The organism is Chloracidobacterium sp., assembly GCA_015075585.1.
In the GTDB taxonomy this organism is placed as follows: Bacteria; Acidobacteriota; Blastocatellia; order Pyrinomonadales; family Pyrinomonadaceae; genus OLB17.
Genome location: JABTUB010000001.1, coordinates 351,223 through 371,011, shown reverse-complemented (window position 1 = coordinate 371,011; position 19,789 = coordinate 351,223). Strand labels below are relative to the sequence as shown.

At 53.4% G+C, this 19,789-nt stretch carries 23 protein-coding genes; 5 read left to right on the top strand and 18 right to left on the bottom strand.

The features are described from left to right. From HS105_01675 to HS105_01600, 16 genes are all read right to left on the bottom strand, one after another. Positions 1-2,268, bottom strand: a complete 2,268-nt coding sequence (locus HS105_01675) for a DPP IV N-terminal domain-containing protein (protein MBE7515314.1) — start codon at positions 2,266-2,268, stop codon at positions 1-3. A 36-nt stretch (positions 2,269-2,304) separates the two neighbouring features. Next, the gene (locus HS105_01670) at positions 2,305-2,889 is read right to left on the bottom strand and encodes a DUF2585 family protein (protein MBE7515313.1); all 585 of its coding nucleotides are present in this window, start codon (positions 2,887-2,889) and stop codon (positions 2,305-2,307) included. Between the two features lie 61 nt (positions 2,890-2,950). Next, positions 2,951-3,400 (bottom strand): SUF system NifU family Fe-S cluster assembly protein, encoded by a 450-nt coding sequence (locus tag HS105_01665; protein MBE7515312.1) that lies wholly within the window; start codon positions 3,398-3,400, stop codon positions 2,951-2,953. A 7-nt stretch (positions 3,401-3,407) separates the two neighbouring features. Next, on the bottom strand, positions 3,408-4,253 hold the full coding sequence (locus tag HS105_01660) for an alpha/beta fold hydrolase (GenBank protein MBE7515311.1): 846 nt from the start codon (positions 4,251-4,253) through the stop codon (positions 3,408-3,410). Beyond that, the gene (locus tag HS105_01655; protein ID MBE7515310.1) at positions 4,240-4,701 is read right to left on the bottom strand and encodes a hypothetical protein; all 462 of its coding nucleotides are present in this window, start codon (positions 4,699-4,701) and stop codon (positions 4,240-4,242) included. Before HS105_01655 ends, HS105_01660 begins: the two co-directional genes overlap by 14 nt. Next, positions 4,649-4,861: a hypothetical protein gene (locus HS105_01650; protein MBE7515309.1), complete on the bottom strand. Its 213-nt coding sequence runs from the start codon at positions 4,859-4,861 to the stop codon at positions 4,649-4,651. Before HS105_01650 ends, HS105_01655 begins: the two co-directional genes overlap by 53 nt. Next, a complete protein-coding gene (locus tag HS105_01645; GenBank protein ID MBE7515308.1) occupies positions 4,858-6,081 on the bottom strand; it encodes a cysteine desulfurase in 1,224 nt (407 codons plus the stop codon). The genes HS105_01650 and HS105_01645 overlap by 4 nt, the downstream gene beginning before the upstream one ends. A 64-nt stretch (positions 6,082-6,145) precedes the next feature. Further along, a complete protein-coding gene (locus HS105_01640) occupies positions 6,146-6,517 on the bottom strand; it encodes a GxxExxY protein (GenBank protein MBE7515307.1) in 372 nt (123 codons plus the stop codon). 43 nt (positions 6,518-6,560) lie between these two features. Continuing rightward, positions 6,561-7,712 (bottom strand): Fe-S cluster assembly protein SufD, encoded by a 1,152-nt coding sequence (sufD, locus tag HS105_01635; protein ID MBE7515306.1) that lies wholly within the window; start codon positions 7,710-7,712, stop codon positions 6,561-6,563. 4 nt (positions 7,713-7,716) lie between these two features. Next, a complete protein-coding gene (locus HS105_01630; GenBank protein MBE7515305.1) occupies positions 7,717-9,804 on the bottom strand; it encodes a glycosyltransferase family 39 protein in 2,088 nt (695 codons plus the stop codon). A gap of 1 nt (position 9,805) precedes the next feature. After that, the gene (sufC, locus tag HS105_01625; GenBank protein ID MBE7515304.1) at positions 9,806-10,558 is read right to left on the bottom strand and encodes a Fe-S cluster assembly ATPase SufC; all 753 of its coding nucleotides are present in this window, start codon (positions 10,556-10,558) and stop codon (positions 9,806-9,808) included. A 243-nt stretch (positions 10,559-10,801) separates the two neighbouring features. Further along, complete coding sequence (locus HS105_01620) at positions 10,802-11,014, bottom strand: type II toxin-antitoxin system HicA family toxin (protein MBE7515303.1); 213 nt, start codon at positions 11,012-11,014, stop codon at positions 10,802-10,804. After that, on the bottom strand, positions 11,011-11,220 hold the full coding sequence (locus HS105_01615) for a type II toxin-antitoxin system HicB family antitoxin (protein MBE7515302.1): 210 nt from the start codon (positions 11,218-11,220) through the stop codon (positions 11,011-11,013). The genes HS105_01620 and HS105_01615 overlap by 4 nt, the downstream gene beginning before the upstream one ends. A gap of 70 nt (positions 11,221-11,290) precedes the next feature. Further along, positions 11,291-12,532: a thermonuclease family protein gene (locus HS105_01610; protein MBE7515301.1), complete on the bottom strand. Its 1,242-nt coding sequence runs from the start codon at positions 12,530-12,532 to the stop codon at positions 11,291-11,293. A gap of 8 nt (positions 12,533-12,540) precedes the next feature. Next, positions 12,541-13,980: a Fe-S cluster assembly protein SufB gene (sufB, locus tag HS105_01605; protein MBE7515300.1), complete on the bottom strand. Its 1,440-nt coding sequence runs from the start codon at positions 13,978-13,980 to the stop codon at positions 12,541-12,543. 54 nt (positions 13,981-14,034) lie between these two features. Next, positions 14,035-14,520, bottom strand: coding sequence for an Rrf2 family transcriptional regulator (locus HS105_01600; GenBank protein MBE7515299.1), 486 nt, complete (start codon positions 14,518-14,520; stop codon positions 14,035-14,037). 142 nt (positions 14,521-14,662) lie between these two features. Between HS105_01600 and HS105_01595 the strand changes: the two genes are divergently transcribed. Beyond that, complete coding sequence (locus HS105_01595) at positions 14,663-15,433, top strand: MBL fold metallo-hydrolase (GenBank protein MBE7515298.1); 771 nt, start codon at positions 14,663-14,665, stop codon at positions 15,431-15,433. 16 nt (positions 15,434-15,449) lie between these two features. Here the strand turns inward: HS105_01595 and HS105_01590 are convergent, their stop codons facing one another. Beyond that, a complete protein-coding gene (locus tag HS105_01590) occupies positions 15,450-15,878 on the bottom strand; it encodes a hypothetical protein (protein ID MBE7515297.1) in 429 nt (142 codons plus the stop codon). A 121-nt stretch (positions 15,879-15,999) separates the two neighbouring features. Between HS105_01590 and HS105_01585 the strand changes: the two genes are divergently transcribed. After that, positions 16,000-16,665 carry a TlpA family protein disulfide reductase gene (locus HS105_01585; GenBank protein MBE7515296.1) on the top strand — a complete coding sequence of 222 codons (666 nt, stop codon included), beginning with the start codon at positions 16,000-16,002 and terminating at the stop codon, positions 16,663-16,665. A 4-nt stretch (positions 16,666-16,669) separates the two neighbouring features. Here the strand turns inward: HS105_01585 and HS105_01580 are convergent, their stop codons facing one another. Beyond that, entirely contained in the window at positions 16,670-17,203 is a 534-nt protein-coding gene (locus HS105_01580) for a hypothetical protein (GenBank protein ID MBE7515295.1), read from the bottom strand. Positions 17,204-17,248: 45 nt separating this feature from the next. On the opposite strand from HS105_01580, the gene lipB reads away from it, so the two are divergent. Genes lipB through HS105_01565 form a run of 3 tightly spaced genes read left to right on the top strand, consistent with a single transcriptional unit; the run spans position 17,249 to position 19,717 of the window. Next, positions 17,249-17,956, top strand: coding sequence for a lipoyl(octanoyl) transferase LipB (lipB, locus tag HS105_01575; GenBank protein MBE7515294.1), 708 nt, complete (start codon positions 17,249-17,251; stop codon positions 17,954-17,956). 33 nt (positions 17,957-17,989) lie between these two features. Then, positions 17,990-18,928, top strand: coding sequence for a hypothetical protein (locus HS105_01570; GenBank protein MBE7515293.1), 939 nt, complete (start codon positions 17,990-17,992; stop codon positions 18,926-18,928). 48 nt (positions 18,929-18,976) lie between these two features. Next, a complete protein-coding gene (locus tag HS105_01565; protein MBE7515292.1) occupies positions 18,977-19,717 on the top strand; it encodes an esterase family protein in 741 nt (246 codons plus the stop codon). Positions 19,718-19,789: the final 72 nt, after the last annotated feature.

The following is a 19,789-nucleotide window of genomic DNA, read 5'->3' as shown; positions in this document are numbered from 1 at the left end:
TCACAGGTTCTTGATGATATAGTCCGTCATCAGCTCGTAGAGATGGCGGGCCTGTTGCGGGTCGGCAACGCCGTGTCGCTGGGTCGGGTAGAGCATCAAGTCGAACTGTTTGCCCGCCTTTTGCAGTGCGTAAGCGAGCTGTGTCGTATTCTGCAAGTGGACGTTGTCGTCCATCATGCCGTGTATGAGCAGCAGTTTGCCGTTGAGGTTCGCGGCTGCCTTTACGACAGACGAGCGTTCGTAGCCTTCGGGATTATTTTGCGGCGTCAGCATATAACGCTCGGTGTAGATCGAGTCGTAAAGGTGTTCATCGGCAACCGTGCCGCCTGCGATGCCGACCTTCCAAGAGCGGCTGTGCGTCATCGCATAGCTCGTCATCGAACCGCCGTAGCTCCATCCGTGAAGGCCTATTCGGTCGCCGTCAACATACGCCAGCGAACGCAGATAGCTGACGCCGTCCTCTAGGTCGCGTAGCTCAAGCTCATACATTCGCTTGTACATCGGCCAGACCGATTCTTCGCCCTTGCCGCTTGCCGAGCGGTTGTCGCAGACCCAAATGATGTAGCCCTTTTGCGCGAGCATCTGGAACCACATCATCCGCGTTCCCTGCCAGCGGTTAGCCACTGACGGCGCATGCGGCCCTGAATATGTGTATTCAAAGACCGGATATTTCTTCGACGCGTCAAAGTCAGGCGGCTTGATCATCATCGCTTCCATCTGAAAGCCGTCGCGTGTCGGAACCTTTAGGAATTCGACGTTCGACAGGCCGTACTGCCGCAGCACATCCACGCGGTTCTCTGCCAATGTACGCACTCGCGTTCCGTCCGCACTGTTAAGGTACATCTGCGGCGGCGTCATCGCATCGCTGGCAACGTCGATAAAGGCGGAAAAGCCGGTGTTGAACATCGCCGCGTGAGTGCCGTCGCCTGAGGTCAGCCGCTGCGGTTCGCCGCCTTCGAGCGACACGCGGTAGATATTCTCCGCGATGTGGCTGTCCTTTGTTGCCGCAAAATAGACGTAGCCGTTCTTTTCGTCAACGCCGTACACATTGCGGATCTCCCATTTGCCGTTCGTAAGCTGCCGCACGAGCCGCCCGTCGTTCTCATAAAGGTATAGGTGACGCCAGCCGTTGCGTGCCGATTGCCAGATGAAACGCGGCGAATCCTTGAGCACGATCGGGTCATCATAGACCTCGACCCACGCGGGCGTCGTCTCATTGATAAGCTTCTGCACCTTGCCGTCGAGCGTTGCGGCATTAAGGTCCATATTGGTCTGCTCACGGTCGAGAGCTTCGAAGAGAACCGAGTTGCCATCGGCGGCCCACGCTACACGCGCTATCAGCAGATCGTCGCGCTTGTAGCCAGAGAGATCGACGAACTTTGCCGCATCGCCGAAACGCAAAAGCGTCGGCGGAAGCTTTTCGCCGATCTTCGGTATGCGTCCGGCGTTCGGCACGATCGTATTCTTTGTGATATCCGCGATGCCGAGCCGAACGTCGGGGTTCGGGTCGCCCGCCTTCGGATAATGCTCGACCTCGATAAGCTGTCCGTTCGGTATGTCATTCGGTATGGTAAATGTCGGCACCTTCGCCTCGTCAAGCCTCAGGAACGCGATCTTCTTTGAGTCAGGCGACCACCAATAGCCGCGTTTATTGCCTCGGCCGTAAAGTTCCTCTTCATAAACCCAATCGAGATAACCGTTGTAGATCGGCTTGTCGCCTTCTTTGCCGTCGCGCGTGATCTGCTTTGTATCCGCCTTAGCAACATCGACTATGAACAGGTTGTTGCCGCGTATGAACGAGACAAAGCGGCCGTCCGGGCTGAACGCCTCTTCCGCCTCGGCGGCGCGGTCATTCGTGAGCCGTTTCAGTGTTCCTTCGGCTACGGCGTAATACCACAGGTCGTTCTGCTGATCGAGTACGATGCCCTTGCCGTCCGAACTGAACTGCAGCATCGGCGAGCTTGCGATACGGTCGGCCTCATCGCCGCGAATACCGATACGTGCGAGTGCGAGCGACAGCTTCGCAGAATCGAACTGCCAAACTGCACGGCCCGTCGCCGGATCGAGCCGCTGCATCTTGCCCGAGGAAAAGTCTTCGAGGTAACGCCCGTCCGCTGACCAGCGGATCTGCGGGAGCGAGCCGCTGAACCGAACGCGTTTCGCCGGATCGGGCCCGAATATCGCATCAAGATCGAGCACCTTCTGCTGAGCAGCAGAAAATCCGGATAGTACGAGAAGCGAAACGAGTACGAGGCAAAGCTTTTTCATAGTGGTAATGATGATATTTAATAACGCATCGGAATGCTAACGGCCTGCCATCTGCCACACCTTTATGGCGTCGATCGGATAAAGAAGCATTATCACGTTAAGGATCAGGCTGTCGCGGATAGTAAGCGTAAGCGTGATCTCCGTTACGATAAAGAACAGAAGCGAACGCCGGAATCGCAGCTTTGAGGCGATCACGAACCCGAGGCCGCAGCAGACGATATCAGAGATCGAATTGATGATCGAGTCGCCGAAATAATCGAGCGAGAGCGTCGCCGTACGGTAGCGATTGATTATGAAAGACGAGTTCTCGAGGGCTTCCCAAGCGGCCTCGATCGCAACGGCGATCACAAGCCGCCATTTTGCAGGAAGGTTCGGAAATAGCAGCAACAACATCCAGTATTCGAAAACACCGTGCAGAATATGCGTGAAACTGTACGGGTCGAGAAGGTGCTGCGAATTGTGAGTTGACCAAATGTCCCATGCCCATGGCGACAGATCGCCGGCTTGGCACCACCAGACACGTCCCTGAAAGTTCAGGAAGAGAGCAGTGGCGGCGATGACCGTTATACAGGCAAGTAACGGGCCTCGTCCGAGCAGTCGCTGAGGGGTTTCGGCCATCATAAAAGGTCGAATCAGAATTGCTGCGTCAACTCCGTCTCAATGCCGCCGTGTCGGCATAAGACTATTCGGTCGTTATATCCTCGCGGCCGTGAAGTGCGGCATTGAGCGTATGCCAGCTCAGGCTCGCACATTTGACACGCGCCGGGAATTCGAGCACACCGGAAAATATCTTCAGCCTGCCCAGATGCGTTTCCTCATCATTCGGGTCAAGTTCGCCGGTGACCATACGATGAAATTCATCGAACAGAATCTCGGCCTCGGCTATCGTCTTGCCCTTGACCGCCTGCGTCATCATTGAGGCCGAGGCCTTTGATATCGCACAGCCCGAACCTTTGAAAGCGACGTCCGTGACCGTGTCGCCGTCGAGTGTAACATACACCCGCAACGCGTCGCCGCAAAGCGGATTACGCCCGTCGGCCATCCGATCGGCCGGTTCGATCTCGCGAAAGTTTCGCGGACTCTTGTTGTGTTCGAGGATGACCTCTTGATAAAGCTCGTTGAGTTCGGACATCGTTTAACTATTTCGCAGCCTCCGTCTTGAACGCCTTGGCAAGAAACTTGTGCATCAGGTCGGCAAGCGGCCTCGCCGCGCTGTCATCGGGATCGCGATACGCGAATATCGCCGTACCGTGGCCACCATCGGCATAGACCGTAGCTTCAGCCTTCGGGTTCGCCGATACTTCTTTAAGTTGACGCACGGCGTCGGCCGACTCTTTATCATCCTCGGCCGCGACGAGCAGGATCGGACGGCTGCCGTATTTCTTGACCGCCGGCTCGGTCGGCATATTGCCGAAATAATTGAGCCCCGGCGATAGGAGTACGACAGCGGCGATGTTCGGATGATCGGCAGCGTATAAAATGGCAAGGCTGCTGCCGTACGAAGCTCCGACAATGCCGATCTTGTTCGCATCTACGTTCTCCTGCTTGCCGAGAAACTCGACGGCGGAATTCACATCTCCGAGCATCGCCTTTACGTCCGCGTCGGTGCGGCCGGCTTTTACACTCTTGCCATCCGCCGTCTTTGTCGAATCACCGAAGCCTCGTCCGTCGAGCGAAAGCACAGCGTAACCGGCCTTGTTAATACGTTCGGCAAACTCATCGAACGTATGGCGGTTCGCTTCCCACTGATGCATTAAGAGCACGGCCGGCGAATTCACCTTCTGCGCCTTATAGAAACTGCCGACGAGTTTCACGCCGTCCGGAGCGTCGAATGTGACCGCCTCGGCCTTCGGCTGAAACTCCGGCACCACCGAGGGCGAAGCCGCAGCATTCGACGACGCCATATTCTTCGCGGTATTCGCCGCCGGCGAACCGCAAGCCGCCAACAAAAAGGAGCAGAAAAGTATCAAGCTAATTCTCATCATTGTTGTTTTCCGTCTCCCTGAGCTTTTCGATGTCTAGGAGGTCTTGAAGTCGCCCGGCCGCCAACTTGTTCTTTATAAGGTCCGAACGTCCGATAAAGCCAACCTCAACGTCACCCCAGACGCCAATGACGCGATTCTCCCAAGCACTCTCAGTATCAACTCCGTGCAGGTCGAAAAGGATATCGATGCGATTGGGCGGCATCCCGATCGTGTAAAAGAAGCCTTCATCCTCAAAATCAGCCGGAGTAAGGTCGAAAAGCGGTGCCCCGAACTCAACAAGCGCCGCGTACACTTTGGATGCATTCTCAATGTCGGGGGAGACCCAAATGTCGAGATCCTTTGTAAAGCGGGGTTCAGCATATTTGATCACGGCATAACCGCCAATGATCAGATACCTAACTCCGTGAGCGTTTAAAGCTTGCAACAGATCTTTGAAGTCTGGATTCACTTATGTCAACTCCTTTGATGGCGTAGGCCTCGATCACCATCTCCCAAGCCGCCGCGAATTTCTTCTCGTCGGGTTGCGCCTGCCAGTACGCCAGATCCGGATGCTTCGGAGCATCTTCGAATCTCCCGTACCAAACTTCCATCTCGCGCTTCTTCTTCATGCAAACACCTCGATCACCTTTTGGATCGCATCCGCAAGTTTATCAACTTCTTCCTTCGTGTTATAGAACGCAAAAGATGCCCTTGCGGTTGCCGGAACGTCAAAGAACTGCATCACGGGCTGTGCACAATGATGTCCGGCACGCACGGCGATTCCCTGTTGATCGAGTATGGTGCCGATATCGTGCGGATGGATGCCTTCGATAGTGAAAGAAAGTACGCTGGCCTTATTCGCGGCGGTGCCGATGATCTTGACCTCGGGAATGTCGGAGAGACGTGCGGTCGCGTATTCGAGCAGCGAATGTTCGTATTCGGCGGCCGCCTCGAAATCGAGAGCGTTCAGATAATCGATCGCGGCCCCAAGCCCGATGCCGGCGGCGATGCCGGGCGTGCCGGCCTCGAACTTCTCAGGTATGGGAGCGTACGTCGTCTTCTCGAACGAAACGGTGCGGATCATCCCGCCGCCGGTCTGATAAGGCGGCAGCTTGTCGAGCCATTCGCGTTTGCCGTAAACGATGCCGCTTGCGGTCGGGGCGAACATTTTGTGCCCCGAAAAGACGAAAAAGTCCGCATCGAGATCCTGTACGTCCACCGGAAAATGCGGCACGCTTTGCGCGGCATCGACGAGCACCGGCACGCCGAATTTATGCGCCGTCGCGATCATCTCTTTGATCGGGTTCACGGTGCCGAGCGAATTCGATACATGGGCGACCGCAACGATCTTCGTGCGTTCGTTAAGCAGCTTTTCGTATTCCTCGATGATGAGTTCGCCGCGTTCATTCATCGGGATGACGCGGATCTTCGCACCGCGGTCTTCTGCGACGATCTGCCACGGGACGATGTTCGAATGATGCTCCATCGCAGAGAGAATGATCTCGTCGCCCTCGTTGATGAAAGCACGGCCATAAGAATACGCAACGAGGTTGATGCCCTCGGTCGTCCCGCGAACGAAGATGCACTCTTTCGCTTCCCCAGCGTTGATGAAGCGTTTCACCTTTTCGCGGGTCGCCTCGTAGGCCGTCGTCGCGTGCTGTGAAAGGTAATGCACGCCGCGATGGATATTCGAGTGTTCCTCGGTAAGGTATTTCGTGATGCGGTCGATCACCGACTGCGGAACCTGCGACGACGCGCTGTTGTCTAGGTAAACGAGCGGCTTGCCATTCACCTCACGCGAAAGTACGGGAAAATCCGCTCTTATCTTTTCTACATCCCAACTTGTCATTTCTTTTACGGCTTCCATTTCTATTTACCACAGAGACCGCAGAGACCACAGAGACCACAGAGATTCAATTTACCCGTCGCTTGATACCGTTCGTTAGCATCTTCACATTGAAATTTATTAGCAGGCCGATCTTTTTGCCACTCAACTTCAGGTAGGAAATAACCTGAGCTTCGTGGATCTGCTGTATCGCCTCGACGGCCTTAAGCTCGACTATTACCGTCTCATTTACCAACAGATCGATCCTGTATCCGGCGTCCAGCTTTATGCCGTCATAAAGAACCGGCAAGGCAACCTGTGACCTTACGTTGAAACCAGATTTGGAAAGCTCGTGAACCAAACAGACCGCATACGTGCTCTCCAGCAAGCCTGTCCCCAACGCTTTGTGGACACGAATAGCGCACCCTATGATGGCCTCTGTGATCTCATTCAACTCCATCTAAACTTCTCTGTGCTCTCTGTGTCCTCCGTGGTTAAATTTCCTATATTTCTGCGTTCAGTCTATTCAACACGGCCGCGTCGAGATCCTGCTTGATCGAGTCGATCTCGATCTTGTTGATGATCTCCTCGGCGAATCCATAGGTCAGCAAGTTGCGTGCGAGCTGCTCGGGCAGGCCGCGGGTCAGTAGGTAGAAAAGCTCCTCTTCCTCGAGCTGGCCGACCGTTGCACCGTGGCTGCATTTTACATCTTCATTAAAGATCTCAAGCTGCGGCTTTGTATCGACCCGGGCAGTGTTCGACAGCAACAGATTCTTGTTCGACTGCTCGGCATCAGTGCCGTGAGCACCGCGGCGAACGAAGACCTTGCCGTTAAAAACACCTCGCGAATCGCCGTTCAGAACACCGCGATAGGTCTGGTGCGATGTGCAGTTCGGCACGGTGTGATCGAGTATGGAATGTGTGTCGTGATGCTGCGCGCCGTCGAGCATAAAGAGGCCGTCAACCCACGCTTCGCCGCCTTCGGCGGTAAATTTCACATCAATATCATGCCGCGATAACGCACCGCCCAAATTGATGCTTGTCGCATCATAACTCGCTCCGCGGCCGATTGTTACTTCGGTAACGCCGTAGTTGAACGCATCGAGCGAATCCTTCTGCACGCGGTAATGCCGGACGGCGGCATTGTCTTCGATAACGATCTGCACGGCGGCGTTAGTAAAGCTCTGCCGCTCAGAGTCGTAATGCTCGACGATCGTCGCCTTACTGCCTGCCTCAGCGATCACGATGACATGCGGGAATGCGGCCGCTTCGTCATCCGAAGTGAAGTTCAGAACGATCGGCTCAGCAAGTGCCGTCTCTTTCGGGATGCGGATCACGCTGATCTCAGCGAACGCGGCGTTGAGCGACGTAAAACCATTGCGGAAGCTGTCAAACCTTTTTAGAATTCCCAAGGCCTCGCGGTCAAAATTTCCGTTCACTGGCACGACGGGTCGGATAACCGTGTCGAACTCTTTCGCGATTGCCGGGTTGGTATATTTCCAATCCTCAAGCGTTGGCGTCGGAAAGCCGTTCTCCTCGAAATGCTTGAATGCGCGCCTGCGTTCCTCAGCCAATTCCGCATTGGCCTCACCGGTAATGAATCGTTCGAATTTTGTTTTGTAAGCCGTTTCAGGGGCCGCTGTCATTGCAGTCATTGCTCTAATTAACCTTTACCAAACTAAATTTTTTGTCCTGCTTGATCACTCGCATCGGATCGAGCAGGAAGGCTTTCGCCATTGAAAGCTTTGCGTCATTCTCGGCACGCGGCCGCTTGTCATCGACGAGCGGAGAGATGTCGTAGCCGAAAAGAAAATCGTGGCGTGCAAGTATGTAATCGACCTTTAGCGCAGCGGCATTGCGCCGCAGATCATCTATGTTCTGCGACCTCCAAAGAATCTCTTTCAGCGTATGATCTTCAAATAAATAATCCGAGACCGCACGGCGTTCGATATTGTATGTGTCGCGTCGCATATCGATCAGCCAGATGGCTGCATTTTGCGGCGTTTCGCTGTTAACGACCTGGTAATACGGGTAATGATCGATCATCCGTGCCAAATACTCATCGCGTGTCTCGCCGCCGAGCACCACACGCATCGGCGAACGCATAGCGAACCATGCGAGCGACGTTCCGATGCCCAAAAGGCAAGCGAACGCGAGCGCGTAATACCACGCTTTTTCGGCGCCTTTCTCCTCCGAACTATCTGCCGAAGCCGCGACTGCGACCGCAAGCAGCGGGACGATCGGCAGGAGATACCTGATCTGCTCGCTCGAAAAAAGCCAGAACAGAAAGTAGATCCCTGAAATGCCGGTAAGCGTCGCGACCGTTGAGTTCTTTCGGCGAAGGCCGAACCAAATGAGCGGCAGGCCGATCAGGAACGCTGCACCAAGCACGCCGTCGTACAGATCTGCATCTTCCGGCTGAGCGGCAAGTGAAAGACGAAGCGGTGCGAGCAGATAATTCACCGGTGCGCGATCGACGCCGCCGTATTGAGCGTTCATCGCCTGAAAAAGATTCGACCGTTCGACATCCCAGCCCGGAGCCGCACCTTTCCAAATGCTCAAATAAAAAGGAAAAAGCGGCGAACCTGTTGCCTGCCACGTTCGCAGATACCACGGCGAAGCAAGCACGCCGGCAAGCACAAGGCTTAGGCAAAGCGATCCAAGCATCCGCGCCGAATTCTGCACCTGCCGAAGCCGAAGCAATGCGATGAGGACGATGGCTGCTATTACGAATATCGTCGTAAGTTTGATCGCAAGGGATCCGCCCAGGCATATCGCAAGATAGACAAGCTGGCGATGCTCGCCGCCGTCCAGCCATCGAAGCAGTGAATAGATGCCGAGCGTTACATACAGAGCCAGAGCAATATCCGTATATCCGCTCGATGCCGCGAAGTACGCCGACGGTATCCCTGCGACGATGAGTACCGCAAGCAGCGACCAACGACGCGACACATTTGCCTCGCGTGCCCACCCGAAAACGGCCGCAAGCAGCAGCGGCAAAAAAAGGAACGCCGTCACGCCCGCGGCAGCCTCACCCGCACGCACGCTGTAAACGCCGCCGAGCAGCATCGCCCAGACGAAATGCATCTCGCCGCCGAGGGCAAGGTAGCTCGCGATGTTGCCCTCGACAAAGCCGTTGCCGCCCTGCGCGATGTAGGCCTTTGGCAGAGCGAAGTGGTAGAGCAGCGTGTCCTTTGCGGTCGGCGGCGCAAGTGCCGCGACGAACGCGATCAACAGAACGAACCCGACAAGCAAGATCAGCAGCCGGTCAACACCCGAAGCTGCATCCGGTGTTCGGCTCTCATTGCGTGCTTCACGCAGGCGAAGCGCCCCGAAAACACATAATGCGATACCAAGCGCCATCGCCGTTACCGCCGCCGTTTTGGTGTAAAGGCCGGCAATGCCGAGAAAGAACCATATAAGCGACCAGAGGATCGAACCGACGGCCGTCGAACGTACAAGTTCGAGAACATGCGAATCGTTCTCGCGCCGTTCGGCCCGGATCAATTTGGCAGTGAGCGAGCCGAGGCCGAACCACGATAAGAGAACGGCACCTGCGGCCGCCGCACCGATCAATGTATCGACGAACGCCGCACCGAACACCTCACCGCCGCCGAGGCCGCCCAAGAGCATCGGCAGCTTTAGCAGATCGGTACTTCGAAATGCAATAAAAACGGTAAGCAGAACCGCCGCCCAAATAGCGACGATCACCTGACTGCCGTTCTGTTTTGTCGAAGCTGCGGCCACTTTACTTTGCGGCTGCTTTCACCCAATCGTAGCCCTTTTCTTCGAGTTCGAGAGCAAGATCTTTGCCGCCTTCCTTCACGATCTTGCCACCCGCAAGTACATGGACGAAATCGGGCTGAATGTAATTCAAAAGCCGCTGATAGTGCGTAACGAGGATGATGGCATTCTCGCTCGAACGCAGCTTGTTCACGCCCTCGGCGACGATGCGCAGGGCGTCAATATCAAGCCCCGAATCGGTCTCGTCAAGGATCGCAAGCTTTGGTTCGAGCACTGCCATTTGCAGTATCTCGTTACGCTTCTTTTCACCGCCCGAGAAACCCTCATTCACCGACCGCTTGAAGAACTGCGGATCCATCTCGACGAGTTTCGCCTTTTCCTTCAGATGATCGTTGAATTCGAGCGGGTCGAGCTCCTCCTCGCCGATGTGCTTCATCTTTTCGTTGTACGCAAGACGCAGAAACTGCGAGTTTGAAACGCCCGGCACCTCGACCGGATATTGGAACGCCATAAAGACGCCCTCGCGTGCGCGCTCGTCCGGATCGAGCTCAAGCAGGTTGCGCCCTTCAAACAGCACTTCGCCCGAAGTAACCTCGTATGACGGATGGCCGGCGAGAACCTTTGACAAGGTTGACTTGCCCGAACCGTTCGGCCCCATGATGGCGTGGACCTCGCCCTTGTTGACCTGAAGATTCAGGCCTTTCAATATCTTTTTTCCTTCGATGCCTGCATGCAGGTCTTTTACTTCCAATAACATCATTTTTTTAAACCAGACAGTCACATAGGCCGCATAGTTTCAGGATTCATTTTCTATGTCGTCTATGTTTCTATGTGGTTTTCTCATCGCTTCTTTTTAATCACACAGTCACAGAGAAAACACAGCAAGATCCTATATGTTCTATGTGCCTACGTGGTTAGTGTCTAACCCACGGTTCCTTCGAATTTCAATCCAAGCAATTTCTGAACTTCGACAGAGCATTCCATCTGCATTCGAGCCAAATCAAACATCTTCCGGTTTTAGTCCGGTCTTTTTGGCAATGCGGGCCATCATCTTTGACCCGATCTCATCACCGTCGTGAAACGCAAATACATAATCCGCCCAGCCCTCTCGTGAAAGGGTTTTGTGTGACCCCTTCTGACGTTTGACGCGCCAGCCGATGCTCTCCAGTGCGGCCAAAACGCGCCTGGCTTTTGCCGATCTCCAGCTACTCATGCTGCTTGAAATATCAGGCTCTCCACTTGTTGGGGCAAATTCTCGCCATTTTCAAGTCGATCGGCGATAACACGAAGGGCAAGCGTTTTTACGTTCCGAATCGCTTCTTCCTTTGTATCGCCATAAACGAGAACTCCATCAAGCTCATCGATCTCAGCGATCCAACGGCCGTCATCTTCTTGTTCAAGTTCAATTGCTAAATTCATACGTCCTCATAGCCACACTTTTCCCCGTTTCCTTGTTGTTAATCCCTAACAATCTAAAATATCCAATAATTTATCTTCTTGGAGACCTCCGTGTATGCGATTGTACATAGGCGCCATTACTTCGATAATATCCACGTACTTGAACGGGCCCACTGCCAGATGACAATGGACTTCCCGAATTTGAATAATAGAAAGTCCTGCTTAGTTGAGAGGCAAAGTTATCATAATAATTGTCCGTAAAAGTTGCTAAAAATTTGTTTTTTCTGAATTCCCAAGGCGGCGTATGGTCGCAGGTTGTCGCCCAAATTCCCAAACCAGATGATCTTGCTGACGATTCCGCGGAGCTATATGAAACACGGTCAATTTGTGATTGTTCAGATGCGTAATTTTTATAATGCCAAGCAAATCCGCTGTCGACCATGGATTTATTTATGTCACGTCCGTTAAAAGAAATTTTCCCGATCGATCTTCCGTAACGATCTTGTTTATGTGATTCACAGCTAACAGTTTTGCCAAAAATCTGGTCCGATAAAAATTCCTTTGAACGCATCCCGCAAGATTGTGACTTTTCTGGCGCATCAATTCCTTCGAGTCTAACTTTTATTGTTTGATTATTGTTATTCAGGATAGTGACAGTGTCGCCGTCAGATACTCCGACAACTCGACCCGAGCAGGACCCAGATTGCGCGGAATATATTTCTGGTGCAAAAACATCTTCAACCGACGACCCTAACATTTGCCAGGCAATCAGCGCTACAGCATTGTCTGTGATCGGATCTTTTGATTCCTCAATCGCTTTTCTTAATATTGAGGGCTTAATTAAACCATCAACTCCCCATATGCCACGTTTCTCTGACTTTGCGAGATTTTCTAAAGTTCTAAATTCATTACGCGTTTCTGCATCAAGCGTGGCGTCGTCCAAATACCAAGCTGCACCATCACGAACCATTTGTTTGCTGATTTCAATTCCATCTAAAATTACAGCCAGCTCATAACTATTCTCTAGTCTCGTAATTGTGACAGTAATAGTTTTGCCCAATAAAAAATTGCTAACGTGATCTCTAACTACCTCATATAATTCCTGGTCATCTGTTGGTGTTTCAATCAGACGTAACTTAATAGGAATACTTGTATTTCTATTTAAGCTAAGAATAAACAATTCCCCGCTCTCGACTGATGTTACGACGCCAGTAACTCGGACTTGAGCCGAGACGGAAACTAATAAAGTTAGTATTACAAGAGGTAGTAACAATAAGTGTCTCATCTTATTAAGTATGAACCTTTCAAGCACTACAGACTCACAACTACTCATATGTTTGCCTACCCCACACTTCCTTCGAGTTTCAGACCCAGCAACTTCTGTGCCTCAACGGCATATTCCATCGGCAGCTCGCGGAACACGTCCTTGCAGAAGCCGTTGATGATGAGCGAGACGGCGTCTTCCTGCGAGATGCCGCGCTGCTGCAGATAGAAGAGCTGGTCCTCGCTGATCTTTGAAGTGGTCGCCTCGTGCTCAACACGGGCAGTGTTGTTCATCACTTCGATGTATGGAAAGGTGTTCGCCTCGCAGCTGCTGCCGATCAGCATCGAATCGCACTGAGTATAATTCCTTGCCCCTTCGGCTTTCGGCATCACCTTGACCTGGCCGCGATACGAATTATTGGACCGTCCCGCAGAAATGCCCTTTGAGATAATCGTCGAGCGTGTATTCTTGCCGATGTGGATCATCTTGGTGCCCGTATCGGCGATCTGCGCGTCATTGGTCAACGCGACCGAGTAGAACTCACCGATCGAATTGTCGCCCTGCAGGATAACGCTCGGATATTTCCACGTGATGGCAGAGCCGGTCTCGACCTGTGTCCATGAGATCTTTGCGTTCTTTCCGCGGCAGGCGCCGCGTTTCGTAACAAAATTGAATATGCCGCCGACGCCGTTCTCATCACCCGCGTACCAATTCTGGACGGTCGAATATTTGATCTCGGCATCATCCAACGCAACGAGTTCGACGACCGCCGCGTGAAGCTGATTCGTATCGAACTGCGGCGCCGTGCAGCCTTCGTTATACGCGACGTAACCGCCTTCTTCGGCAACGATAAGCGTTCGCTCGAACTGCCCGGATTCCTGCGTATTTATTCGAAAATACGTCGAAAGTTCCATCGGGCAGCGAACGCCTTTAGGAATGTAAACGAACGAACCGTCCGAAAACACCCCCGAGTTCAACGCCGCGTAGAAATTGTCGCCGTAAGGCACTACCGAGCCCAGGTATTTCTGCACAAGTTCGGGATACTCCTTCACGGCATCCGAGAATGAGCAGAAGATGACGCCCGCTTTCTTCAATTTCTCTTTGTACGTTGTCGCGACCGAAACCGAGTCGAACACGGCATCGACCGCAACGCCTGCCAGCATTTTCTGTTCGCTGAGAGGGATGCCCAGCTTTTCAAAGGTCTCGATCAGCTTCGGATCGACCTCATCCATCGACTCTTTTTTCGGTTTATGCCGAGGTGCGGCGTAGTACGCGATATCCTGAAAGTCGATCTCCGGATACTCGAAGTTCGGCCAACGCGAAGGTTCGCTCAGTTTCAGCCAGCTTCGATAGGCTTTCAGCCGAAAGTCGAGCATCCATTCCGGTTCGTTCTTCTTGGACGAGATCAAATGTATGGTCGCCTCGGATAACCCTTTCGGGATCACTTCGGTCTCGATGTCCGTAACGAATCCGTACTTATATTCGCGATCTTTTAATAACTCTGTTGCCGTTGACATAATTCTTATTCGACAGATAACCGTATCGGCCGCGTTCCTCTTGCGCGAATGCCGCTATACACCGGCACGCTGAAGATCGATCGGGCGGTCGAGGCCTTGGATCGAGTGGAACATCTTATCGACGCTCTTTTCACTGCCTACGAGCTGCTGCAGCGTTATCTGTGATAACGCATTCTCCACCAGCTCATGAACCCCCAAAATTACGGGCCTTATACCGCAATCACCGCTGTGTACGCACTCATCCTTAACACCCGAATAGCTCGAGCAGTGCTTATGCACGGTTTCCGCGTCGAGCACCTTTATTATCTCACTAAGTCGGATCTCATCCGCAGGCCGCGCTAAAAAATAGCCGCCTTTCGTTCCTCGCGTGGATTGAACAAAGCCTGCCTTATTCAGCATCCACATCAGCTTGCCCGCATTGGCGGTCGAGATGCCCTCGCGTTCGGCGATCTGCGGCAGTGTAAGGCTCTCGCCCGCCGATAACTCGGCAAGTTGCACCAGGCACCGCAAGCTGTATTCCTCTTGAGCCGATATCTTCATAAACCACTCTTAGCAAGCAATTTCGGATATTCCCGTAACTTTGAGAATCTCAAAACCATACTTTTATGTCAAGATTTGCCGCTCGAAATTCCGATCCGGAATGGTACGGTCGGCGCGGCGGCTTTCTGCTACAATCGGCCGTATGCGATTGACCGTTCTCGGCTCAGGCTCTTCGGCTCCGCACCCGACGCGGACAAGCAGCGGATATTGGCTTGACACCGGCAAGGGCAGCATACTTCTTGACTGCCCGCCGTCGATCATTTCACGGCTTGGGGCTGAACGCCCGGATTGGCCTTCACTTGATGCCATCTGGATATCGCACTTCCATCTCGATCACGTCGGCGGGCTTGCACCGCTGCTCTTCGGTATGAAGCATGCTCCTGAAATGAGCCGGCGCGCAAGTGCCCTCACGATCTTCGGCCCGGCAGGGCTTCGCCGCCTGATCGATGCGATGGATGCAGCAGGGAATTATCGGCTGCTGAAGCAGCATTTTCCGGTAAATATCGTTGAGGCAGCGCCGCTCGAACACTTCGAGATCTTGCCCGGCGTAAAGGCAGTTGCCGCAAAGACGCCGCACACCAAAGAGAGCCTTGCCATACACATCGACAACGGCGAGCGGACGATCGCCTTCACATCGGACACGGGTTTTGACGAGGCCTTGGCCGCAATGGCCGCCGGCGTCGATCTCTTTATCCTCGAATGTTCGTTCTTTAAGGACAAGCCGCTCGACACACACCTTGAACTGCGGGAGGCGATGTTCCTGATACGCAAGGCGAAGCCGCGGCTGGCGATGCTTACGCACTTCTTTTCGGATTGGGATGCGGTCGATATCGCGGAGGAAATAAGGAGCCTCGACCCGCCGTGTAACGTGATCGAGGCAAAGGACGGAGCGAGCATCACGCTAGATCAATGATCGAGCGCAACGGCCTTTACGTATGTGAGCTGCGTTTTGCGAGCGACATCAGATCTTCCGGCATCCATTTTTCAAGGACCTTTTCTTCGGCGTCCTCGATGCCGGCATCACGGTCGCGCCAATCTTTTGTCGGGTCGTCCTCACGCCCTGACTGCTTAGGGTAGTTCTCGATCTGTTCGAGGCTGATGATGATGCCGTGGGCAACCTCCTGCCAATTCTCGCCCTGAATGCCGCGCATCACGACAGGCAAGCCTGCGGTCCAATCTTCTTCAGGCACGATGTTGTCATACTCAGGGATCGTCAAAAATGCATTGCCCGGAAATGCGCCGCCACTGTACTTGCTTACGATCTGCGACTTCAGATCGCCATATGAAGCGTTCGGGTTAGACTTACGCTGTTCGAGTGCGAAACGGAAAATATCGGTAACTGTCGGTTTATCGGCCATGATCTTGAGCCGTATTTTACCACAAACGCTTGATTCTGCCGCATTGCGGCGGTGTCGAATTCAATGCGCCAACTTTTTTCTTGATGTTTGGCATCTGAATAGATAGTCTTTATCAGAACGTATGAGAATATTCTTTGCGATCTTCTTTATTTTGGCGTCCTTTGCGGCGACAGCGGCTCAAAATGAGCAGTCACCGATCGTCGAGAAGGATATCTCATATAAGAATTGGACCCTGAAGGATGTCCGAACGGGCGAGGATCGTGATCTGCGGCAAATGATCGCAGGCAAAAAACTCGTCATCATCGTTTATTTTGCCCCTTGGTGCCATGGCTGGCGGCACGATATCACGTTCCTAAGAAGGTTCTACAAAGACTACTCTTCAAAAGGTCTTGAGATCATAGGCGTTGGTGAATACAGCTCGGTCGCATCGATGCGGTCGAATCTGGAGGCCAATAAGGTCGCATTCCCTGTTGTTTACGAATCGGACAGTCAGGAGGATGCGAAAAAGACCAAGCATTACCGCTATCGAACCTTAGCCGGCGATTTTCGAAATTGGGGCACGCCTTGGTACATCTTCATCGACCCGTCAAAGGTTGAAACAAAGGGCGATACGCTTCTCAAGAGAACATTCCTCATCAATGGCGAAATGATCGAAACGGAGGGCGAGAAGTTCATCCGCGAAAAATTGGGCATCCCGCCGTCCGATGATCATCGCGCCTCCGCGAGTACGGAAAAGCAAGAGGCCTGCGACACGGCAGGCCTCGAGATAAAGCTAAATAAGCAGTAGGGCATCAACGCGGCATTACGCCGAGCGTGTCCGTCAACTTGCCTGCGACGCCCCGCAGCGGATCCTTTGACGCGACGAATTTCCCCGCGATCGCAAGATCCTCAGCCTGAGCCATAAGATCGGTCATTCCGCTTATCTGTGGCAGATATTTTGCCAGCGATGCCTTTGTGCGAAATTCTGATTCAAGCTGAGAAATCCCGATCTTGAGATTCCGGATAGCACCGACCACTTTTCGTTTATTCGCGGCATTGCTGTCTGCGGCTGTTTTCGAAAGGGGCTTTGTGCCGGCCTGAGCATCCAGATCTTCGATGCCCTGCGCTATCGGCCCGAGCACGTCAATAAAGCGGTTAACATTCGCAAGCTGATTATCGACCTTTTCGCGGGCAGCACGTACGTCGAGCGGCGGTACGGTCGATACTTTTGCGGGCGCTCGCCGCACCGGCCTCTTCGTCGTCCGCTTCTGCGCAAAAGCAGAGCCGGAGAGCATCAAGATCATCAATGCGACGATCAGAAATAGCCCTTTCGAATTGCTCATCATCGTAACTTCCTGTTCAAAACGTCTCGAAAATCTTATCATAGCCATATGGCAAGACGCAGTTTAGAGGTTCGCAGGCTCGGAAGGGTTGGCTACGCCGATTCGCTCGATCTGCAGGCGAAGCTCGAAGCCGAGGTCATCGAACGGCGTGAAGCGGATCATCTGTTGCTGCTTGAGCATCCTCACACATTCACCATCGGCAGGCGTGCAAATGAGAGCGGCGTACTTGCAACGGCCGAGGTGCTGCGAAACTTGGGTGTCGAGGTATTCGAGATAAATCGCGGCGGCCGCGTTACGTATCACGGCATCGGCCAGATCGTCGGCTATCCGATAATCTCACTTTCGCCCGAGCGCGAGGACGTACACAGATATGTGCGCGACCTCGAAGAGGTACTGATCCGCACGATGGATGATTTCGGGATCAAGGCCTTTACCATAGAAGGCTTGACCGGCGTACACACTGAGCAAGGAAAGGTCGCGGCTATCGGCGTTCATATCAAGCGTTGGGTTACGACCCACGGCTTTGCACTCAATGTGAACACCGACCTTTCTTATTACAATTGGATCATCGCGTGCGAAGGCGAACCTGTAACGTCAATGGATCGCCTGCTCGGCCGCGAGATCGCTCTTGCAGAAGTTGAAGAGCGTTTGGAAGTGAATTTTCGCCGCGTTTTCGGATATGAGAACTCGGAAGCAGAAGTACAAAAGGCGGCTGTATCGCCGCAGGTCCATACACAGCCGGGCAACGCCGCATAATAAAGGCTGTGTTCCCACTTTCACGAGGTATTTATGAGATTTACTAAGATCATTTTAACCGTTATCACGGGCGTTTTTCTTGCCGCTTGCGGAGGTACCGCAACGAACAACGCTCCGACAGCAAATAATACGCCGACGAACAATGCGGCGCCTGAAAAGCAGAGTCTTTCGGTCGTTGAGCGTCCGCAGAAGATCAAGGACATGATGGCCGCACGCGGCGAGCAGGACTCCGCAAAGCCGACACTTAAGATAATCGAGCCACGGGCGAACGCCGATCTGACAAGCTCGACCGTAAAGCTGAAGTTGGAACTCGGCGGCGATCTTAAGGGCTACAAGCCGGGCATGAATGAGGAAACACACACCGGCAATCACATTCACGTCATCCTGGACAACCAGCCGTACGAGGCATATTACGATCTCGACCAAGAGTTCGAACTGCGGAATGTAACTGACGGCGCCCACACTATACGGGTCTTTCCGTCGCGGCCTTGGCACGAGAGCTATAAGAACGAAGGCGCATTTCAGATGGTGAAATTCTCGGTCAAGAACGGCAATGCCGATACCACTAAGCCGACGACCGTTAACGGGAACACCGTTGCGAACACCGAGCCAAAGGCGACGCCCGAAGGCAAGGATATGAAAGCAAGCAACGCCGGTGCGGTCGATGCCTCAAAGCCTTTGCTTACATACAGCCGCCCGAAAGGTGAGTATAAGGGCGATGATGCGAACGCGATCATGCTGGACTTTTGGCTCTCCGGTGCTAAATTGAAGGGCGACGGCGGCGAATATCGAGTGCGCTGGTCGGTTGACGGCAGCGAGCCGCAGTTCATCGAAAAATGGGAGCCGATATGGCTTTCGGGCTGGACAGCGGGTACACACACCGTCAAACTTGAACTCGTTGATGCTGCCGGCAATGTCGTTGATAACGGCGGCTACAATTCGACGAGCAGAGAGATCACAGTAGTAAGATAGAAAGCGGAACTTCGGCCCGTGAATTTTCCCGAGCGGGCCGTTACGATTATGAGACGAGACATTACATCGTGGTACAGCCACAACCTTAATATGGATATGCCGCTGGTCGCGTACGGCCATTCGGGCTATCCGCTGTTGATGTTCCCAACGGCCGCGGCCGACTATTTGGAATATGAGCGTTTTCACCTGATCGACGCGATCAAGGACTATATTGATGCGGGTTTGATACGGGCATATTCGATCAATTCGGTTAACAAATACAGCCTGCTTAACCGCGAGTCGCATCCCGCGTGGAAAGTTGAGATGCTGTCGCGTTACGACCGCTACATCGTTGACGAGGTTCTGCCGCTTATTCGAAATGAATGCGGCCCCAATGCGCGTCCGCTTACAACAGGAGCGTCGCTCGGTGCATTTCTCGCGGTCAATACTTACTTCAAACACTCTGATCTGTTCCGCGGCACGATCGCCATGAGCGGCAGTTACGACATCTACAACTACCTCGACAAGGGCTATTACGACGACAACGTCTATTTCAATAACCCGACGATGTATTTGCGTAATTTGAATGATGATCATCACCTGCCGCGCCTGCGGCATGCGGATTCGATAGTGATCGTAACGGGCCGGGGCAACTATGAGGCGCCGGAGCGAAGCCGTGAATTCTCGGATCTGCTGAACTCCAAGGGTATTCCGCATCTGCTCGAACTTTGGGGCCACGATGTTGCACACGATTGGCCGTGGTGGCGAAAGATGCTGCCTTATTACCTGGGCCGCTTTATCAACGGCTAGGCCTCCGGCGATATTCGGAAAAAGTTCAAGGGCTCCGTGATCGGAGCCCTTGAACTTTTTACCCATATTGCG

Coding starts and splice junctions, on each gene's coding strand:
- HS105_01675 (MBE7515314.1), bottom strand. CDS start 2,268: ATGAAAAAGCTTTGCCTCGTACTCGTTTCGCTTCTCGTACTATCCGGA.
- HS105_01670 (MBE7515313.1), bottom strand. CDS start 2,889: ATGATGGCCGAAACCCCTCAGCGACTGCTCGGACGAGGCCCGTTACTT.
- HS105_01665 (MBE7515312.1), bottom strand. CDS start 3,400: ATGTCCGAACTCAACGAGCTTTATCAAGAGGTCATCCTCGAACACAAC.
- HS105_01660 (MBE7515311.1), bottom strand. CDS start 4,253: ATGATGAGAATTAGCTTGATACTTTTCTGCTCCTTTTTGTTGGCGGCT.
- HS105_01650 (MBE7515309.1), bottom strand. CDS start 4,861: ATGAAGAAGAAGCGCGAGATGGAAGTTTGGTACGGGAGATTCGAAGAT.
- HS105_01645 (MBE7515308.1), bottom strand. CDS start 6,081: ATGACAAGTTGGGATGTAGAAAAGATAAGAGCGGATTTTCCCGTACTT.
- HS105_01640 (MBE7515307.1), bottom strand. CDS start 6,517: ATGGAGTTGAATGAGATCACAGAGGCCATCATAGGGTGCGCTATTCGT.
- sufD (MBE7515306.1), bottom strand. CDS start 7,712: ATGACTGCAATGACAGCGGCCCCTGAAACGGCTTACAAAACAAAATTC.
- sufC (MBE7515304.1), bottom strand. CDS start 10,558: ATGTTATTGGAAGTAAAAGACCTGCATGCAGGCATCGAAGGAAAAAAG.
- HS105_01620 (MBE7515303.1), bottom strand. CDS start 11,014: ATGAGTAGCTGGAGATCGGCAAAAGCCAGGCGCGTTTTGGCCGCACTG.
- HS105_01615 (MBE7515302.1), bottom strand. CDS start 11,220: ATGAATTTAGCAATTGAACTTGAACAAGAAGATGACGGCCGTTGGATC.
- HS105_01610 (MBE7515301.1), bottom strand. CDS start 12,532: ATGAGTAGTTGTGAGTCTGTAGTGCTTGAAAGGTTCATACTTAATAAG.
- sufB (MBE7515300.1), bottom strand. CDS start 13,980: ATGTCAACGGCAACAGAGTTATTAAAAGATCGCGAATATAAGTACGGA.
- HS105_01600 (MBE7515299.1), bottom strand. CDS start 14,520: ATGAAGATATCGGCTCAAGAGGAATACAGCTTGCGGTGCCTGGTGCAA.
- HS105_01595 (MBE7515298.1), top strand. CDS start 14,663: ATGCGATTGACCGTTCTCGGCTCAGGCTCTTCGGCTCCGCACCCGACG.
- HS105_01590 (MBE7515297.1), bottom strand. CDS start 15,878: ATGGCCGATAAACCGACAGTTACCGATATTTTCCGTTTCGCACTCGAA.
- HS105_01585 (MBE7515296.1), top strand. CDS start 16,000: ATGAGAATATTCTTTGCGATCTTCTTTATTTTGGCGTCCTTTGCGGCG.
- HS105_01580 (MBE7515295.1), bottom strand. CDS start 17,203: ATGATGAGCAATTCGAAAGGGCTATTTCTGATCGTCGCATTGATGATC.
- lipB (MBE7515294.1), top strand. CDS start 17,249: ATGGCAAGACGCAGTTTAGAGGTTCGCAGGCTCGGAAGGGTTGGCTAC.
- HS105_01570 (MBE7515293.1), top strand. CDS start 17,990: ATGAGATTTACTAAGATCATTTTAACCGTTATCACGGGCGTTTTTCTT.
- HS105_01565 (MBE7515292.1), top strand. CDS start 18,977: ATGAGACGAGACATTACATCGTGGTACAGCCACAACCTTAATATGGAT.